Annotated in this window: 11 protein-coding genes; all 11 read left to right on the top strand. The window is 30.0% G+C overall.

What is annotated here, in order from left to right; translation table 11 throughout:
• Positions 1 to 173 precede the first annotated feature (173 nt).
• The gene (locus QMG30_RS03500; protein WP_281812268.1) at positions 174 to 3752 is read left to right on the top strand and encodes a beta-galactosidase; all 3579 of its coding nucleotides are present in this window, start codon (positions 174 to 176) and stop codon (positions 3750 to 3752) included.
• An 89-nt stretch (positions 3753 to 3841) separates the two neighbouring features.
• A complete protein-coding gene (locus QMG30_RS03495; protein ID WP_281812266.1) occupies positions 3842 to 6913 on the top strand; it encodes a glycoside hydrolase family 2 TIM barrel-domain containing protein in 3072 nt (1023 codons plus the stop codon).
• A gap of 184 nt (positions 6914 to 7097) precedes the next feature.
• Positions 7098 to 8624 (top strand): sulfatase family protein, encoded by a 1527-nt coding sequence (locus QMG30_RS03490; protein WP_281812264.1) that lies wholly within the window; start codon positions 7098 to 7100, stop codon positions 8622 to 8624.
• A gap of 29 nt (positions 8625 to 8653) precedes the next feature.
• On the top strand, positions 8654 to 9589 hold the full coding sequence (locus QMG30_RS03485) for an ABC transporter permease (RefSeq protein WP_281812262.1): 936 nt from the start codon (positions 8654 to 8656) through the stop codon (positions 9587 to 9589).
• Positions 9590 to 9607: 18 nt separating this feature from the next.
• Positions 9608 to 10495, top strand: a complete 888-nt coding sequence (locus tag QMG30_RS03480; protein ID WP_281812260.1) for a carbohydrate ABC transporter permease — start codon at positions 9608 to 9610, stop codon at positions 10493 to 10495.
• A 49-nt stretch (positions 10496 to 10544) separates the two neighbouring features.
• Positions 10545 to 12188: an extracellular solute-binding protein gene (locus QMG30_RS03475; protein ID WP_281812258.1), complete on the top strand. Its 1644-nt coding sequence runs from the start codon at positions 10545 to 10547 to the stop codon at positions 12186 to 12188.
• Positions 12189 to 12280: 92 nt separating this feature from the next.
• Positions 12281 to 14533 (top strand): helix-turn-helix domain-containing protein, encoded by a 2253-nt coding sequence (locus tag QMG30_RS03470; RefSeq protein WP_281812256.1) that lies wholly within the window; start codon positions 12281 to 12283, stop codon positions 14531 to 14533.
• A gap of 106 nt (positions 14534 to 14639) precedes the next feature.
• Complete coding sequence (locus tag QMG30_RS03465) at positions 14640 to 16199, top strand: sulfatase-like hydrolase/transferase (RefSeq protein ID WP_281812254.1); 1560 nt, start codon at positions 14640 to 14642, stop codon at positions 16197 to 16199.
• 123 nt (positions 16200 to 16322) lie between these two features.
• Entirely contained in the window at positions 16323 to 17759 is a 1437-nt protein-coding gene (locus tag QMG30_RS03460; protein ID WP_281812252.1) for a hypothetical protein, read from the top strand.
• 20 nt (positions 17760 to 17779) lie between these two features.
• Positions 17780 to 18967, top strand: a complete 1188-nt coding sequence (locus tag QMG30_RS03455; protein WP_281812250.1) for a glycoside hydrolase family 88 protein — start codon at positions 17780 to 17782, stop codon at positions 18965 to 18967.
• Positions 18968 to 19062: 95 nt separating this feature from the next.
• On the top strand, positions 19063 to 19881 hold the full coding sequence (locus tag QMG30_RS03450; RefSeq protein ID WP_281812248.1) for an AraC family transcriptional regulator: 819 nt from the start codon (positions 19063 to 19065) through the stop codon (positions 19879 to 19881).
• The last annotated feature ends 87 nt before the right edge of the window (positions 19882 to 19968 follow it).

Genomic DNA, 19968 nt, shown 5'->3' with positions numbered 1-19968 from the left:
TGAGAAATCAACATATAATATATTCGTGAAGCCTTGTTTTATATAGCATAACAGAGTTTTGCATGGCTAATCATATGAAAAAATGTAAGGTGTTCTAAAAAAATGTATATATATTTTGGTCATGCTACATATTATCATTAGTTCATATAAAATTAAATTTATGGAGGATGATTATGAGAAGAGCAAAAAGTTTTATTGGGGTATTACTTTGTGTCTTTACATTATTCAGTGTGATAAGACCATCAGATATTTTTGCTGGGGAAGTGAAGGATAAGTATGAAAGTAATGGAAAAAGTATTGAATCAGAAGCAAGAGTGAAATTATTACTTTTAAAAGAACTAGCTAAGCAGGCAGAAGATGAGGGTTATGATACTGAAAGAGAAAATTGTACAATATGGATGTCAGAACAATTTCTTGAATTTGCGGATTATGATGATCTGCATATTAAAGAAAATAAATATTTGTTTGATTGTGCACCTATGTACAAAACAGAAGATACTAAAAAATTAGCAAATGAACTTCCAAATTACGAACGTAGTGAAGTATTAAAAATGCTAGAAAAATCTATTAATGATCTACAGGATGTTATTTCTGGGAAAAATGTAAGAAAAACTGTAAATAAAGTAGATTGGGATAACATTATGGTAAAAGATGACCAATTCTATAACAGTAATGGGAAACCAGTATTTTTATATGATTATTTTTCTAAGGCACATGGTGCAGATCAAGACGATCCAAATCTATATAATGATTATCTTGGTAATATTGCTCATCCACTATGTATGAGTGCATACTTATCTAAAAAAGAAAATGGAGGACTTACAGATAAAGCGTATTCAGATATCATAGAGTATGAAAATAAGTATTTGCCCATGAAAGATAATATAGGATATATGATGCTGTGGCATTCTGGAAAAGTTATTCCTGAATGGTTTATCAATAAATACGGAAAAGAGAATGTTACACATGGAATACCAAAATACACACAATACGATATTGATAATCCTAACATAAGAAATGTTTGGTCAAAAGTTATTGAAGACCTAGTCCCTAAAATAAAAGACAAAAATTATCTTCAATTAGGATATATTCTTAGTAATGAACCTCATTGGTATGCAGATAAAGATTCATATTTTGTTGTGAAAAATGGAATAAGTGATGAAACTTTGAGTAGGTTTAGAAGTTGGTTGCAAAAAAAACATAACAATGATATTAATGAGTTGAATCAATTATGGGAAACAGATTATAACAATTTTGATGAAATAACAATTAGTATTCCAATAGATGTTTCAGCACTAAGAGGTACTCCAAAAATGTATGACTATAGCCGTTTTAATATGGAACGTGTTACAGATTGGTTTACTTTCCTACATGATAATATTAAGAAATATGATGAAGACGCCTATACACATCTTAAAATTATGCCTAAGATATTTACTGATAATAGTGGAAGCCGTGACCATGGAATAGATGTAGAAGCACTAACTAATCTTACAGAATATATAGGGAATGATGCAACGATACGCAAGCAGTATTTTAATAGTAGAGAAAAAGAAGACTGGGAAAAAGATTATGCATACTATTGGAGAGAAATTGCTATGACATATGATATTTTAAGCTCTATGGGACCTGACAAGATTAATGTTAATTCAGAATCACATTTTATATCAACAACAAGATTTCGAGATAATAAGATGGAACCAGAATATGTTCGCTCAACGTACTGGCTTGCAACTATTTTAGGTATGAATGCTAATTTAACTTGGTATTGGGGTAGATATGGAGATGGTTCTATAGAACCTAGGATTCTTGCAGATTCAGGGAATTTGGCTAAAGGTTATCCTGGGTCTTGTGCGCAGATGCCTAGAGTTGCTAATGAATATACTCAGACTATGATGGATCTTAATGCATTCTCTACTGATATTGTTAAATTTCAGAGACAGGAAAAACCTATAAGAATCTATTATTCAGAGACAGCAAATATAAATGATGAAGAACAGATTAATAGATTATTCAATTTATATGAATCTATGTATTTTAACGGGTTACCAATAGGTTTTGCAACTAAAGATATAATACGTAATAAGAAAGAAGACTTTGACGAAATAGTTATTTATGATACTCCATGTGTAACCGATGATGAGTTTTTGGCATTACAGGAATATCTTGATAATGGTGGAACAATAATCGTAGATAATAAAAGCCTAATTAAAAATGAGTATAATCAGTTTCGTACACTTAAACTTAATAAAAGTAAGGGGAAACTTATAAAAGTTAATAATGGTATTTCCAATATAAGTACTAAAGCATTTGACCTCATTGATGATAAGAAGCCTTTAGTAAATGTTGAAGAGATAAATGGTTCACAGAAAAAGGGATGTATATGGAGAGTTGTAGATGGTGATGGTGCTGATAACAAGCTTGTTACGATAATAAATGTAGGAAAGAGTACTGCGCAACTTGATATAACAAATAAAGATAATCCTAATGCTGTAATCATTGATATGTTAACTGGTAAAGAGATGTCAGATTCAATAACATTGCCTTCTGAAGGAGTATTATTCTTGAATGTGGGAAGTAAGGTACCTTGGGCTAGACCAGACACTAACCATGAATTAAGGAATCCAGTAGCTGTAGCATCAGCTTTTGATGAATTTATAACACTCAACTGGCTACCAACAGATAATGCAGATAGTTATAAGGTATATTCAGTTAATAATAATAATTATGAGTTGTTGGAAAAAGATATTAATGATACTTGTTACCAAATAACAGATTTATTAAATAATGTGGAATATACATATATAGTAACAGCCGAAAATGAGGAAGGGGAAAGTGATATAGAAGAAGCAGTAAAATTAAAAGTGATACCTGTAGCTAAGAAAGTACCTGATAATCCTACTTATATTAAAGCAGAAGCACTTGATTCAGGTATCAGATTAAGCTGGAATCCAGTTGATGATGCAGAAAAATACAAAGTTTATTTAAAAGACTCTAATAATTACAAACTTGTAAAAGAAGGAATAGTTACTGACTCAACAGTTATCTCTCCCCTTGTTAATGGAAAAGAATATACATTTATTGTAACTTCTGTTCAAGATGGATTGGAAAGTGATAAAAACACAGCATATATGGTAAAAGCAATACCAAAAGCAGAGATGATTCCAATACCTGAGATACCATTAAAATCTGTACTTACACATGTTCAAGAGAATTATTTTTCTTTTGATACATATAAATCTAATAATTTGACAAAACCCAAAGGTACACAAGGTAAGTGGTGGATAAATGATTCCAGTATCATGAGTGTGACAACTGATAAGAGTTATACTAAAACAGGAAAAGAACAATCTATATTGTTTAATGGAGATCCTGCTTTATCTTCAACAGGTGTATTTTTTGCTACTACTCCAAATGCAATGGGAGACAAAGACAAACCAGAATTACCTGCTGATAAATACTATATAGAAGCTATGATTTTTCTTGAGGAAGATTATATGTCCAATATTGATATTTCTTATGTAAGAAAAGGTAAAGGAGTCATGAATGCAAAACTTTCATGTTCAACTGTAGCTGAAAAAGGTAAATGGGTAAAAGTGAAATCAACAGTTCTGAAAGCAGTAGATGGAACAGAGATAAATGAAATTACTAAAGATCTTCAGTTAAAGTTTATATATCCCAAAACAGGATTACCAACAGAATTTTATATAGATAATATAAGAATAATGAAAGAAGATAAACAAAATATTTAAAGAATATATAAGCTCCTAATGATGTTCAGTCAATTAGGAGTTTCAATTATATATAATTCATAAATATTAATATTAATAGGAGGAACACTATGGAAACAAAATTTTGTAATGACCTTAATACAATTACAGTTAACACATTACCCCCAAGAAACACATGGATACCTTATCAGGATATCAATACTGCTCTTACTTCAGATAGGCAAAAATCATGTTTTTATAAGTCTTTAAATGGTGATTGGGGTTTTCGCTATTACAAACATGAAGGATTAATTCCTGAAAATATAGTATCAGAAGCCTATAATGATGAAGATTGGGATATGACTGAAGTTCCATCATGCTGGCAGATGCAAGGTTATGATAAGCCTGTTTATTCTAATGTTAAATATCCTTTTCCGGTAGATGAACCATACATACCAAGTGAAAATCCTGTTGGCTGTTATAGGACAATATTTGATATTCCTAATGATTGGAATAAAAGGAGAACAGTAATTCATTTTGGAGGAGTATGTGCAGCTTTTTTGGTTTACCTGAACGGCGTACAAGTAGGCTATAGTGAAGGAAGCCATATGCCATCAGAATTTGATATAACTAAATTAGTTAAGAAGAAGGATAATCGCTTAATTGTAAAAGTATATAAATGGTCAACTTCCTCTTATATAGAAGACCAGGATTTTTGGAGGTTAAATGGAATTTTTCGAGAGGTATATTTATATAGTACAGCTGAAAGATATTCAAAAGATGTATTCATCAAGTCAAGTTTATCAGATGACTATAGAAATGGTATTCTGGCAGTTGAGATAGAGACAGAAACGAAGGTAGATTCACTTAATTACAATATATATTTATATGATAAAAATAACATATCTGTATATGACAATTCTGGGACAATAGAAAATGGAAAATCTTATTTCCAGACAATAATTGAAGATGTAGAGAAATGGAATGCAGAGATGCCCTCACTATATTCATTGGTAATAGAATTGATGGAAGATAATAGAGTAATTGAAACATCTTGCTATAGAGTTGGTTTCAGGAAAATAGAAATAAAAGAATCAAGATTATTGATTAATGGACAGAGTGTTGTGTTAAAAGGGGTAAACAGGCATGATATGCATCCTACAAAAGGTTATGCTGTTAACCGTGCGGATATGATGAAAGATATATTAATGATGAAGAAGTATAATTTTAACATGCTAAGGACTTCCCATTATCCTAACGATCCTTATATCTATGAGTTATGTGACAGGCTGGGTATATATGTTATGGATGAAGCTGATCTTGAAATGCATGGTTACATATTAATAAATAAGCTGAAATTTAATGGAAAAGAACAAAGTATTGCCATGAATAATGATGACCGATGGGAGCATATGTTTATTGACCGTGCTAAGAGAATGGTAGAAAGAGATAAAAACCATCCATGTATAATTTCATGGTCATTAGGTAACGAATCAGGGTCTGGAAGTAATCATGTAAAAATGGCTGAGTGGGTTAGAAACAGAGATAAATCTAGGTTCATCCATTATGAAAGTGCTGGAGAATTAGATTATGTTGATGTAGTCAGCTATATGTATCCTTCAGTAGAACTTGTTAAAAAAGAGGCAACAAGAACTGATGAAAATAGACCTTTTTTTGTATGTGAATTTATGCATGCCATGGGAAATAGTATGGGTAATCCTAGAGAATATTGGGATATTATGCATGAAGATAATAGACTAATAGGAGGTTGTATATGGGAATGGGCTGACCATGGTATATTAACACAAAATGAAGATGGTAAAGAGTTCTATGCATATGGTGGAGATTTTGGTGATGAACCCAATGATTATAAATTCTGTATTGATGGAATGGTTTTCCCTGATAGAATGCCACATACTGGACTTATTGAATTGAGAGAAGTTATAGCACCGGTACAAGTTACAGGATTTAATAAAGAAAGTGGAGAGATTACTATTCATAATAGATACGATTTTATTGATTTATCTCATCTTAATCTCCAATACAAAATACTTGAAAACGGGAATACAATAATGGAGGGTTTAATCGAAATGCCACAAATTATGCCTCATAGTAAAGCATGTTTCAAATTACCTGAAAAAATATTATGTGCTGTTAAGGAAGGTTATAATTATCATCTTAACCTGTATTTCAAATATAAAAGCCCCAAAAATTGGGAAAGAGCTGTTGACTATATTCATAAGTGCCAATATCCCTTAAATGAGTTAGTACCAGTTGAGGTAAAAAGATGCAATGATGAATTATTAGTTAAGGAAACAGAAAATGAAATTATTGTATCAGGGAAAAGTTTTAATATTACTTTTGATAAGATTCATGGAAATTTTTCTAAATACATATATGGAGGAGTATCTATAATTAGCGAAGGACCTAGAGAAAATTTCTTTCGAGCGCCAACTGATAACGATGAAAGAGGTTGGATATTAAGAGAGGATTGTACAGCAGGTAATTGGCGTAAATATGGACTTGATATGTTATGGAAAAATGTTATTGATATATCTTGGTATAGCAATAAAAATGAATTTATATTCACTGTAAAAGCCAGACACGGAAAACCATCAATGTTTGTTGCTTATGAGACTGTATCTACATATAGAGTTACAAGCAATGGTGTTATTACAGTTGAGGTTGATTATCTGCCTGTAGATATTAATGATTGCATACCTAGATTGGGTATGACTTTTACTATGAATAAGGGATTCGAATATGTGGAATGGTTAGGTAGGGGAGAACATGAAAACTACGTAGATAGAAAAGAAAGTGCTCTTATTGGTCACTATAAATCTAAAGTTGACGATTTGTTTGTGAATTATATAATCCCACAGGAAAATGGTAATAAAACAGATACATTATGGGTTAAAGTAATCAATGATGAAGGTATAGGATTCATGATTACCAGTAAGAAGTTGTTTGATTATAGTGTCAGCCATTATACTACAAATAATATTTACAAAGCTACTCATCCATATGAATTAAAACATAAGGAAGAAACGATTATTAATATTGATTATGGACAGACTGGCATCGGTAATGGAAGTTGCGGACCTGAAACTTGGGTCTTGGATAGATACAAATTGAAACCTAATATGACCAATTTTATATTCAGCATTATACCTGTAAATGAAGGTCAAAACCCTTTAACATAGCATACTTGAAAAAATGTAATGATAATAAAAAAAGTGTATATTTACTTTCACATGACCTCTTGTTTATGATATAGGTAGTTTCACCAATAAATACATTTTTTGAATAAGTATAAGTGAAATTCACAAAAGAAAAAAACAAATCATAGACATTACCAAGAAGCAACTATAGTTAGGAGGTTATGAAATGAAGAATAAAAATGTAATGATTCTTCATACAGATCAACAGCGATATGATAGTCTCGGCTGTAACGGAAATAAATTTGCGAGAACTGAAAATATAGATAAGTTAGCAAAAGATGGATGTAGATTCACAAGACATATAGCAGCAAATACGACTTGTATGCCTTCAAGGTCAAGTCTTTTAACTGGATTATATGTACCGGGTCATGGAGTCTGTTCTAATGGTATTCCTTTATGGAGAAGAATGAAGGAAGATGATCCAATTAGTGATAAAATCAGTAAAAATCTTTTTGGACAGACAGTTGAGGATAAGATTCCAACTATTGCAGATAAGTTAAGTGAATATGGTTATCAAACAGCCTTATTCGGAAAACTTCATCTAGAACCTCATTTATCACCAAAAGCATATAATTTCTATGAATCATATAAGGCTTGGGAAGATGAAGAAATTGAAAAAGATAATAAGCCATATTACGGATTCCAAACTAAAAAACTGATTATGGGGCACGGGGAACAGCCTTGTAACTATAATTTTGGACATTACGGCAGATGGCTTAATAAAAATCACAAAGAGTTGGCAAGAAGTATAATATCAGGAACAGCAAAAACTGTTGTTCCTAGTACTAGAAAAGATATCTATTTATCCAAATTACCATCAGAGTTACATAATACCATGTGGTTAGCTGATGAAGTATGTAATTATATAGACAAGGATAGGAATATTAATAAACCAATGTTTATGTTTGTAGGATTTCCTGATCCACATCATCCATTTACTCCACCAGAAGATATAGCAAAAGAATTTATGGACATTCCTTTACCAGATTTTGCAAGGGTTGAGGATATAGTAAATGATAAGCCATCAAAAGTAGTAAAAACAATGAAGTCTAGATTTGTTGAGAAAGAAGATTGTGCTGCGGCATATAGAAATACCATGGCTTCAGTACATCTTATAGATATTGCTGTAGGTAAAATCATTAATCATTTGAAAGAAAAGGGATTATATGATGATACTATAATTATTTTTACTTCGGATCATGGCGATTATTTAGGTGATTTTGATATGTTAATGAAAAATGATATAGCATTTCATAATCTGCTCCATGTTCCTTTTATTATAAAAGATGTAAAAAATAACAAACTTCCTTCTGTTATGGATATTCCAATGAGTAATGTTGATGTTATGCCTACTTTATTGAGTATGCTCAATATTGATAAAGATGATTATATACAAGGTATTGACATATTTGATGAAAACAATAGGAACAACACACCGATGGTTACATGTTTTGGTGTGACAACAGAGTATAGAAACATTTCTATCTATGATGATACCTATAGATATACATACTATTTAGAAACAAAAGAAGAAGAATTATATAACCATAAAAAAGATTATAAAGAATTGAATAATCTAGCTAATAACTCTGATACTTGTATAAATAAAATATGTAGTGATTTTAGGGCTAAACTGTTTCAAAAGCATGTGGAATGTGATCTTGGAATATATCATCATTATTCATTATGGTAAAAACTATAAGCAGGAAAGGAAGCAAAAAGATGAATACAGCTAAACCACTAAAGAAGAGAAAAGTTAATGCAGTAAGAGCTATTAAAAGAGATTATCAACTTTATTTATTGGTTTTACCAGCAATCATTTATTTTTTAATATTTCATTATGCACCTATGTACGGATTGCAGATTGCATTTAAAGATTATCATGTGCTAGATGGGTTCACTAATAGTCCATGGATAGGATTCAAACATTTTGAGAGATTTTTTAATAACTATCAGTTCTGGAGATTATTGAAAAATACATTAGGGATAAGCTTATTTCAATTAGTTGCAGGTTTTCCAATACCAATAATACTTGCATTGTTGTTAAATCAGGTAAAACAAAAAAGATTTAAAAAATTAGTACAGACAGTTACATATATCCCTCATTTTATTTCAGTAGTAGTTTTAGTAGGTATGTTAAATATATTTTTATCTCCTTCTTCTGGAATTATTAATACTTTTTTAGGATTGTTTGATATTAAACCAATCTATTTTTTAGGCAAACCAGAATATTTCAAAAGTATATTTGTTTTATCTGGAGTATGGCAGAATGCAGGCTGGGGTTCTATAATATATCTTGCTGCTTTGTCTGGGATAAATCCTGAATTATATGAAGCGGCAAAAGTTGATGGTGCTTCTAAATTTCAGATAATAAAAAATATTGATCTGCCAGGTATATTGCCGACCATAATGATTTTATTGATTATGAATCTAGGAAGAATAATGAATATCGGTTTCCAGAAAGCATATTTGCTACAGAACTCTTTGAATGCACCAAGCTCCGAAATCATACAGACATATATGTACAAAATCGGTATATTACAAATGGAATTTGAGTATTCAACCGCCATAAGCTTATTTAATACAGTGATTAATGTTATTTTACTGGTAACTGCTAATAAACTATCGAAGAAATTCTCTGATAGTAGTTTATGGTAGAAAAGGAGGATAGTAAATATGGTTAAGATGAAAACATCAAAAGGAGATCTCGTTTTTGAGATTGTTAAATATTCAGTACTTATACTTTCATTAATTGCGGTATTGTATCCACTGTATTTTATTGTTATAGCATCAATTTCTGATCCGGCAGCAATAAATTCCGGAAGAGTATGGTGGAAGCCGATAGGTATTAATTTTGAAGGATTCAAAAGGATTTTTCAGGATGAATTAATTTGGAAAGGTTATGCTAATACTTTCTTATATACCATTGTGGGTACAATGATTAATATATTACTAACTATGAGTTTAGCATATCCATTATCAAGAAAAAACTTCAGGCTTGGAAAATATATTATGATTTTCTTATTAATAACAATGTATTTTAACGGGGGGCTTATTCCAAGATATCTAATAGTTAAAAAGTTAAATCTTCTAGATACATGGCAGGTAATGGTTTTAGTTAATGCAGTTAACGTTTTTAATGTTATAATTGCAAGGACTTTTCTGAAGAATACCATTCCAGAAGGGTTATACGAAGCGGCAGTTATAGATGGATGTACGCACATAAAATTTTTATTGAAAATTGTATTGCCATTATCAAAAGCGATTATTGCAGTTTTAGTTTTGTTTTATGGTGTTTTCCATTGGAACGAATATTTTACGGCTTTGATTTATCTTAGAGATGAAAAATTATATCCGCTTCAATTAGTACTACGTTCAATATTAATTGAAAATCAAATGCAGGATTCAATGGTAAGCGATGTTGATATGATACAACATCAAGATGTTGCAGAATTAATAAAATATGGGGTTATCATAGTCTCTAGTTTACCAGTATTAATATTGTATCCTTTCTTACAAAAATATTTTGTTCAAGGGGTAATGATAGGTTCTGTTAAAGGATAAATACAGAAGCTAATTACAAATAAAATCATACATAAGGAGAATGAATAAAATGAAGAAAAAAATAGTAGCAATAGTATTAATGTTTACTTTAGTATTCACAATGACTTTAAGTGGATGTGGAAAAGACAGCAAAATAACAGCTGATAAAGGAGACAACAAAGTTAAAGAAACTTCAACTGATAAAGCAGATGATAGTTCAAAAGATTCAAAGGGAGCAGATAATTTTAATAAAGAAGGTCTTCCAATAGTTAATGAATCTATAACATTAAAAGTGGCAGCCAAAAAAAGAGATTCAATTAAGAAACCATTCGAAGAGCTAAGAGTCTTAGAAGAAATAGCAGATGCTACTAATGTTACTATTGATTGGGATGTAACTCCTCAAGCTTCATGGCCTGAAAGAAAGAATTTGATTATAGCCAGTGGAGACTGGCCAGATGTTTTCCTTGGAAACTATGTTATTGAAAATAAAGAGGTAATGAAATTAGCGGCGGATGGAGTACTTATGCCATTAGAAAATCTAATTGATAATTATGCACCTAATATTAAAAAGGTATTTGAGGAATATCCAGAGTTTAGAGATTATATGACTGCACCAGATGGACATATTTATTCATTACCAACAATTAATGCATATCAAAGTCCAGCACCTAGTGCTCAATTTATTAATAAAAAATGGTTAGATGAAGTAGGAAGAGATATACCTAAGACAACAGATGATTTCTATGAAACATTAAAAGCATTCAAAAATCATATAGGAGATGATCAGATACCTTTTACTTTCAGATTTGAGAACAACATAATGGGTATAAACGGAATGTTTGGTGCTTTTGGTCTAGTTGATAATACTGATAAATTAACCATAGTCAATGACAAAGTATTATATACTCCAATGGAGTCACAATATAAAGATGCGATTATATATTTCCATAAATTATTTGAAGAGGAATTAATTGATGTGGAATCTTTTTCACAAGATGTACCTGTTTACAAATCCAAAATCAGTAATGGTAATGTTGGCGTATGTGATATGTGGTCATTATCATGGCTATTTGGATCTATATACAATGAATCAGATTACACATTCATGGAACCATTAGAAGGTCCTAATGGAGATAGAGGATACTTATATTTACCTGCTAGTGAACTTTGCGGTAAAGGTTCATTTGCTGTTACTACAACTTGTGAACATCCAGAAGTAGCTATAAGATGGGCTGATTATATGTGTGATCCTGAGATTAGCTTCCAATTATCACAAGGTCCTATTGGAGAATCTTATGTTGAGAATGAAGATGGTATGTTAGAAGCAGTTCCTGACCCAGAAGGTATGAGTCATGACGAATTCAGACATATGAATACTCCAGGTGCATTAAGCTTTCATATGATTCCAGCATCATTTCTCGAAAACGTAGTTCCTTCAATGAATATAGCTGAAAAACAAAACTTTGAAAAGGAATATAAGAAATATGCTACTAATATGCCATTACCACCTTTCTTTTTAAGTCCTGAGGATGCATCCAGAGCAGCTGAAATTCAAGCGGATATTGGATCATTTGTTGAAGAGAATACTTCAAAATGGCTTATGAACGGTGGAATTGAAGAAGAGTGGGATCATTTTGTTAAACAGTTGAAAAAAATGGGAGCTGATGAATATATAGCAATCTATCAAAATAGGTATGACGAGATAAAGAAATAATAGTTATGATAACTTATTAACTTGATTATACGATGGAGATATTTGAAACGATATCTCTATTGTATGCTTTTATTTTTTATGAGGTGAAAACTTTGAAAATCAGGCATAACAATATAAGCTATTATCATAAATACTTAATTTCTTATATTATCATTTTAATTATTCCTATTCTGTTTATAGCTTTATACGTAAATGGTAGTATTTTTAAAACATTGGAAAAAGAAGTCATAGCTAATGATGTTAATTCTCTGTATCAAGTCAAAAATAATATAGAATCTTATCATGATAACATGCAAAAAATCAAGCAGGAGATTTATCTAGAAACTTGTAAGAAACCATTCTTCTTTAAAGATGATCCATTAAGAGGATTAGAATTAATAAAACAGCTTAAAAGTTATCAAGTAACCAATCCGTTTGTTGAAGATGTGCTTTTATATTTCTGTGGGGATAAATATATATACAATGCTTCTGGTACATGTCCAATTAAAATATTTGCTGACGAGATATTTCATTATGAAAATTGGGATAGCCAAGATATTTATACTTCTATTAATAAGATAGAAAAGCCAATCTATCGTCCAGCTGAAAAGGTTAGTTTACCAAATGATTTTGTGAAAGAATATGTGACAATGATATATCCTTTAAGTGTTAATTCAAAAAAACCATATGCAATAGTAGCTTTTGTTGTACCAAGAGAAGTCTTTGACATAAGAATTAATGATATAGTTAACAATAAGGAAAAAATTACGGTTATTATAGATAATGAAGACAATATAATAATAACGTCAAAAATGGAACACGTTCTAAATGATGAAAGCTTAAGCAAAGTCATTAAATTAAAATCAAGTCAAAATGAAATTAAATTAGATGGTAAAGTATATATTAAAACATACATACAAACAAAAAAAACTGGGTGGAAATATTTAACATTAACACCGAAGTCATGTATTTATGAAAAAATTCGAGATGTCAGATTAGGTTTTTTAATCGGTATACTTTTGATTGCTATTCTTGGGCTCTTATTCATTAATTTATCTATGCATATTAATTATAATCCTATAAGAAAACTTAAAAATTATTCTGAAAATTTTATCCATAATGTAAAAAAAACAACAGGAGAATTAGAACTTGTAAGAGAAGCAATTGATTATTTATCAGATATGAATGAACAACTGACAAATGAAGTAGAGTATTCTAACGAGGCGAACAAACAATATATAACATTACAGTTATTGAGAGGTGCAAAACCATATGATAAAAAGCTACATGAAAAAGCTGATAGATATGGGGTAACATTAAATAATTATTTTACTGTGGCAATCATATACGTAAGTAGTAAAGAACAATATGCTACTGCTAGAGGAGATATTATAGAGAAAGTAAAAGAAGATTTTAGTGACTACGGTATTATATATACATGTGAACATATTGACTGCAGGAAAATAATAATGATATTATCGCTGGAAAAGCATGATTATCTAATGATTAAAGAGAAATTCATAAAAGTTCAAAAATCTATAAAAGATGTATGGAATATATCTACAACAATTGGGATTAGCGATTGCTATAATGATAAGGAATTTATTCCAAAGTTATATATAGAAGCATCAACAGCTGTTGATTATAGATTAGTAAAAGGTCATGGATGTGTTATTTTTTTTAGTGATATTATTGAGCAAGAGATCGCTTTGAAATCATATCCGACTGAGAACTTGAAAAATATCACTTCTCTATTAAAAGTTGGTAATATAAAAGCTATTGAAGATGAAATAGATATGATAGTAAGTTATATAAAAGAGAACAATTCTCCAATATTTATTGCAAGAGGATTATGTTTTGACATAATAAATATGATATTTCAAACAGGTAATAATATAATCACTGATTTTGATAATAGTAATATAGATATTCCAGATGTATTTACATTATCACAATGTGATACCATGGATGAATTAATAAACATTATTAAAGATTTAACTCATGATTTGTGTACGAAAATCATTGAGCAAAAGGATAAAGAAGAATTATCGTTAATTCATGAAATGGTTATATACATAAAAAACAATTATGTGGATCTTAATTTTTCGCTATTGGGTATGGCGGACTATTTTAATATGTCTCAATCTAGTCTTAGTATGTATTTCAAAGATAAAACAGGTCAGACAATATTAAATTATATAACAAGAATGAAAATTGATAAAGCTAAGGAATTATTAATAACTACGAATATAACTTTAAATAAATTATCAAAAGCAGTTGGATATAGTAATACAACAAGTTTCATCCGAAGATTTAAACAATGGGAAGAAATTACTCCTGGAGAATATAGAAAAAAATTTTCTTAAAATATTAAACATATAAAATTAGCTTTAATTTAATTGGCAAGTTAGATAAAAAATTGAACTAGAGTATTAATCTTATTATACTAAATTTATAAATGAGGTGAAGAAGATGACAAATGTATTTATGATTATGTGTGATGAATTAAGAGCAGATTCACTTGGCTTTATGGGAAATAAAATAATAAAAACTCCTAATCTGGATGATTTCAGTAAGGATGCAGTTGTATTTGAAAATGCTTATTGTAATACACCAATGTGTGTTCCTTCAAGAGTGAGTATCGCAACAGGAAGATATGCTCATAGCCATGGTGCGCTGGATAATATGTTAAGTCCTTTAGATGATGAAATATCATTTTATAGTATTTTACAGAAGTCAGGATATAGAACTTTTAACTATGGAAAATGGCATTGTAACATTAGTCCTGATAAATTCGGTATGGATAAATCAAGAGGAGGAGGACAAGATACTCAAGCTCCTGAAAAATATATAACCTGTTTTGGTATAACAGATAGAGAAACAAGGAAGAAAACAGATCATAAAAGAAACTATGGGGAAATACCTCTTATTATTTCTGGTACTAGACCTACTCATAAAGATGAGACGATGGATAGCATTGTAACCAAGAATTACATAAAAGAATTAGATGAATTAGAATTACATAAACAACCTGTTTTTGCAAGATTATCAATTATGGACCCCCATACACCATATATTCCATCAGAGCCTTTTGCTTCTATGTATAATGATGTTGATGTAAAAGTACCTGATAGTTATAATGAAAATCTTGATGACAAACCCGTTTTACAGAGGTATTTTCGTAAAGTAAGAGGGTTTGAATATCTTGATGAAAATGATTTCAGAAAAAGTAAGGCATCTTATTACGGACTTGTGTCTCATGTAGATGAAAGAGTTGGAAAAGTAATTGATGAACTGAAAGAGAAGAATCTATATGATGAAAGTTTAATTATATTTATTGCTGACCATGGTAGTATGATGGGTGAACATGGATTCATAGAAAAATGGGGATATATGTATGAACCCGTTATGAGAATACCGTTAATGATAAAATTACCTAATAATATATATAGTGGAAAGAGACTTGACAGCTTTGTTGAGTCAGTGGATTTAACGCCTACTATATTTGAAATTCTTGGAATAGATATTCCTAAGTCTGTACAAGGAAAGAGTTTAGTACCATATATGAAAGGTATTTGTGACTGTCATAAACAAGAGGTATATGGACAATACTATTGTGGGTCATTACAAAATGAATCAGCCTTAGTTGTCAGAGATGAAAAATGGAAGTTGACATCATATCCTGAAGGAAATAAACTTGAGAATATGATGCTTAACGATCATCATCTAAGAATGTCAAATATGTTTAATGAAGATTCAGTTCTAGGAGAACTATATGATATGGAAAAAGATCCAGAGGAACTTGACAATTTATTTGATGATGAAAAATATTCTCATGTAAAAGAAAAATATATGAATAAGATAGAATCATGGATTAAATCACTTGGAGATATAGTAGATTCTAATACAATGCAGTTCAATAATAACGTTAACCTCCATGTAATTAAACAGGGGGAGAACATGATTAATGCACAAAAAAGTATCAAAGGAGAATTACGCTGGTCTAAATTGAAAAGAAAATCAAATATATAAGCATAAGCATTAAACTCTAAAAATAAGACCCATAATGTCAATTTTTTAGGGTTTTATTTTTTTTACCATGATTTATAATTTAGATATCATAAAAATATGCATTAGATTGCAGAGGAGAATATTATGGAAAAAAATAATAAAATTAATGTAGGTTTTCTTGGTAATTGGATTAAATCATGGGTTAGGGATGATGGAGCCATATACGGTTTTCATAATCATTCAGTATGGGGAAGTAATCCGTACAGATTACAAGACTTCACTTGTGGTCATAGTACTTTTGCATCTCCATTTCTAGCAGGAATAGCTTGTGCTCTATCAAAGAAAATGAACGATGAGGCAAAAGATTTACTAGATACTCTTATACAATATCAAGCTACATCTTTTCAAGAGAACAATCAATACAAGCATGTAGGATTTCAAGTTGGAGAAACACTCCAAAGTGGTTTGATTCACAATGCTGTTCCTAATATCGCATTAGGATTGACAGCTTATTATGGTAAAGATTTTTTAAGTAGTGAAAAATTAGATCTTATAAAAGGAGCAATTCTGAAAAACTTAATAGGTACATATGGATGGGGAAAAGGTAGACCATCAAAAGATAGTTGTTGTAATCAAGATTATGCAAGAATATGGAGTAAGTTGATATTCCAGAAAGCATTCGATGACAAACGTTTTGAAAAAGAAATACCTGAAGATATAGATTTTATGATAGCTAATTTTCATAGAACCGGATTTCCAGATGAAGAAAGTGTAGCCACATATAGAAATATATGTTTTGAACAAAATGATGTTGTTGAACCAACTGAATATTATGGATTAATGATATGTCCACTTATTGAAGCTTATGAGCAATACAATGAAAAAAGATTTCTAGAACAAGCCATAGGAATATGTAAGCAAGTTATCAGGTCGTCTTGGGTAGATGAAAACGGAATGAGAAGACTACATAAGATGTACTTCAAGGTTAATGGAAAATGGGAAAAATTAGATGAACCCATGTTGATAGCGGGAATGGGAATGAGCATATTGGGGATTGCAAAATGTTTAGAACATCATGAAAGCGAAGAATTAAAAAAATTCATTGATGAGTGTAATGAAACATATGCTTTCTATCAATCAAAAAGAGGATACTTTGTATCAGCTACAGGTTGGAAAGCAGAACAAGACATTGCTCCTTGTACAGCGTGGCATTCTCATGATTTCTTATATTTAGTGGAAAGATTAGAGACTATTGATGATGAATTCTGGAATGAATTCAATAAAGAATATAATAAGACATCAGCACTATTAGGTGACAATTGTATATGGGTTGAGGATAATACCCATTGGGCTATTAAGGATTACTATTCCAGCGAAATCTATATGGTTTTGGGAAGAAAAGATTGTAATAAATTTGGAGTTGATATGGGTTGGGTTCCTGGAAATAGAAGTTTAGATGAAAAGTATAAATTCGAAGGTGTACCTGTATTTGTTAAGACTAGTAAAGGAATATTGATTATTAACAATGATAATAGAGAATTAGATGTTGATTCTATTATAAGAACACCTATAAAAAAGTGAAAAAGGAAGGAGTTTCCTATATGAGTAAGAAAAGTATGGAACAATTAAAAAAGCTATGTATTGATAAAACATTAAACAATATGAATGGAATCAAAACAAACCTTAGAGAATATTCAAGTTGTAAAGAAGGAAATTATTTTGAAGAATTAACCAATGAAAAACATAAAAATATATCTTTAGATTTATCTCATATATTTGTATGGACACCCTCATTTTTTACTGGTATGGCTTGTTTAGCTTATAATGAGACTAATAAGCCAATGTATCTGAAATGGCTTAATTGCTTCTATGATAAATATTATCATAAAATATTTGATACACCTATGAATACAATGCATGATCTTGGATTCTTATATTCACCTTATTCAGTAGCATTATATAAATTGACTGGTGATGTTAATCAAAAAAAAGTAGCTATTAAAGCAGCTGAGGAATTAGCTAAAAGATTCATGGTAAAAGGCAACTATATTAGAGCGTGGGGAAGACTAGATGACAAAATACCTGAATATGTATCAGAAGAACTATCCAAAAACCACTTTTTTACAGAAAGTAAAGGTTTGGCAATTATCGATAGTATGATGAATATACCATTATTGTATTGGGCTACAGAGGTGACAGGCAATAGTTATTTTGCTGATATTGCTAATGCTCATGCACATATGACATTGAAATATTTCATTAGAGATGATTATTCAGTATATCATGCATATAGATTTGATGAGAAGACTGGAGAACCAATAGGTGGAACTAATTATTGCGGTTATTCAGATGAATCATATTGGGCAAGAGGTGCAGCATGGGCAATATACGGATTTGCAATAGCTTATAGATATACCCATAAAGCAGAATACATAGAAGCGGCTAATAAATTAGCCAATGAATTTATTGAAAATATCAAAGAAACGATAGTACCTATATGGGATTTTAGATTGCCAGAGAATGAGAAACCAAATAAAGATACTTCAGCAGCAGCAGTTGCGGCTTGTGGGTTTATAGAAATAGCTAAACTAACAGATAACGGTAAAATGCTTATCTGGGCAGATAGGATAATAGAAAAACTATCAGAACAAGAATATTTAAATGAAGATATCAATTGCCCCGGCATGCTAAAGCAGTCTAATGGCCGTGACGTATATTGGATATGTGGTGACTATTTCTATATGGAAGCAATTTATAAAAGATTAAATGATATAGAGATATTTTGGTAGAATATTATATAATAAATTATGATGATGTGATGAAGATAGGCTTAATAATCAGATATGAGTCTATCTATCATTTTAGATTGGTTGGTGAAAATTTGATGATAAATAATATTACATTAGCTAGAGAAATCCTTTCTAAAGTAGTTGTAGAGGTAATTCATGCAGAATATTATTATTGTACAAAAAGTTGGGGATTTACTAATCAAATAAACAATTTTAATAAATTATATTTTATTATTAAGGGACATGGATACGGTAAAATCAATAATATGGAATTCCATGTTTATCCTGGTCAATTAATTTTGATACCTTCAAACAGTATTCATTCGTTTCATAGTTATGAAAACGATAATATACAAAAGTACTTTTGCCATTTCAAATCTAAAACTGGGGATTTGGAATTATTTGATTTTTTCAAAGTACCATATTCAGTAAATATAAAAAACGTAACTAATCTAATAAAATTATTTGAGAAGTTAATAAGTAATTTTATGAGTTGTGATTATATGGCAGTATTGAAAGAAAATACAGTTATGTTACAAATAATAATATATTATCTTGAGCATGTTGAAATTGAGCAAATTGAAATATCAGATACTAAATCAACAGAAATATTATCTACTGTAATTAATTATATAAATAATAACTTATCCAAAAACATTAATATCAATGTTTTAGCTGAATTAGTTTATTTACACCCTAATTATTTTATAAGATATTTTAAAAAGTATATAGGAAATTCTCCAAAAAATTATATTAATAAATTAAGAATAGAGAAAGCTAAGAAATTACTTATTGTATCAAAATTAAGTGTTACTGAGATATCAAAAGAAGTTGGTTATGCTGATTCTTCTTATTTTTCTAAGTATTTTAAAAAAAATACGGGATTTACACCTTCTGAATTTCGAAATAAATAACGTTAATAATATAAGTATTTATGTCCACTAAATGAACAATAAATAGACTCTATTGCATCTTACCTTGTATTATAGAGTCTATTTTAG

The sequence above is a fragment of the Vallitalea longa genome (assembly GCF_027923465.1).
Classification (GTDB): Bacteria; Bacillota; Clostridia; order Lachnospirales; family Vallitaleaceae; genus Vallitalea; species Vallitalea longa.
Note: the sequence above shows the minus strand (reverse complement) of the source record. Positions and strands in the feature narration are given on the sequence as shown.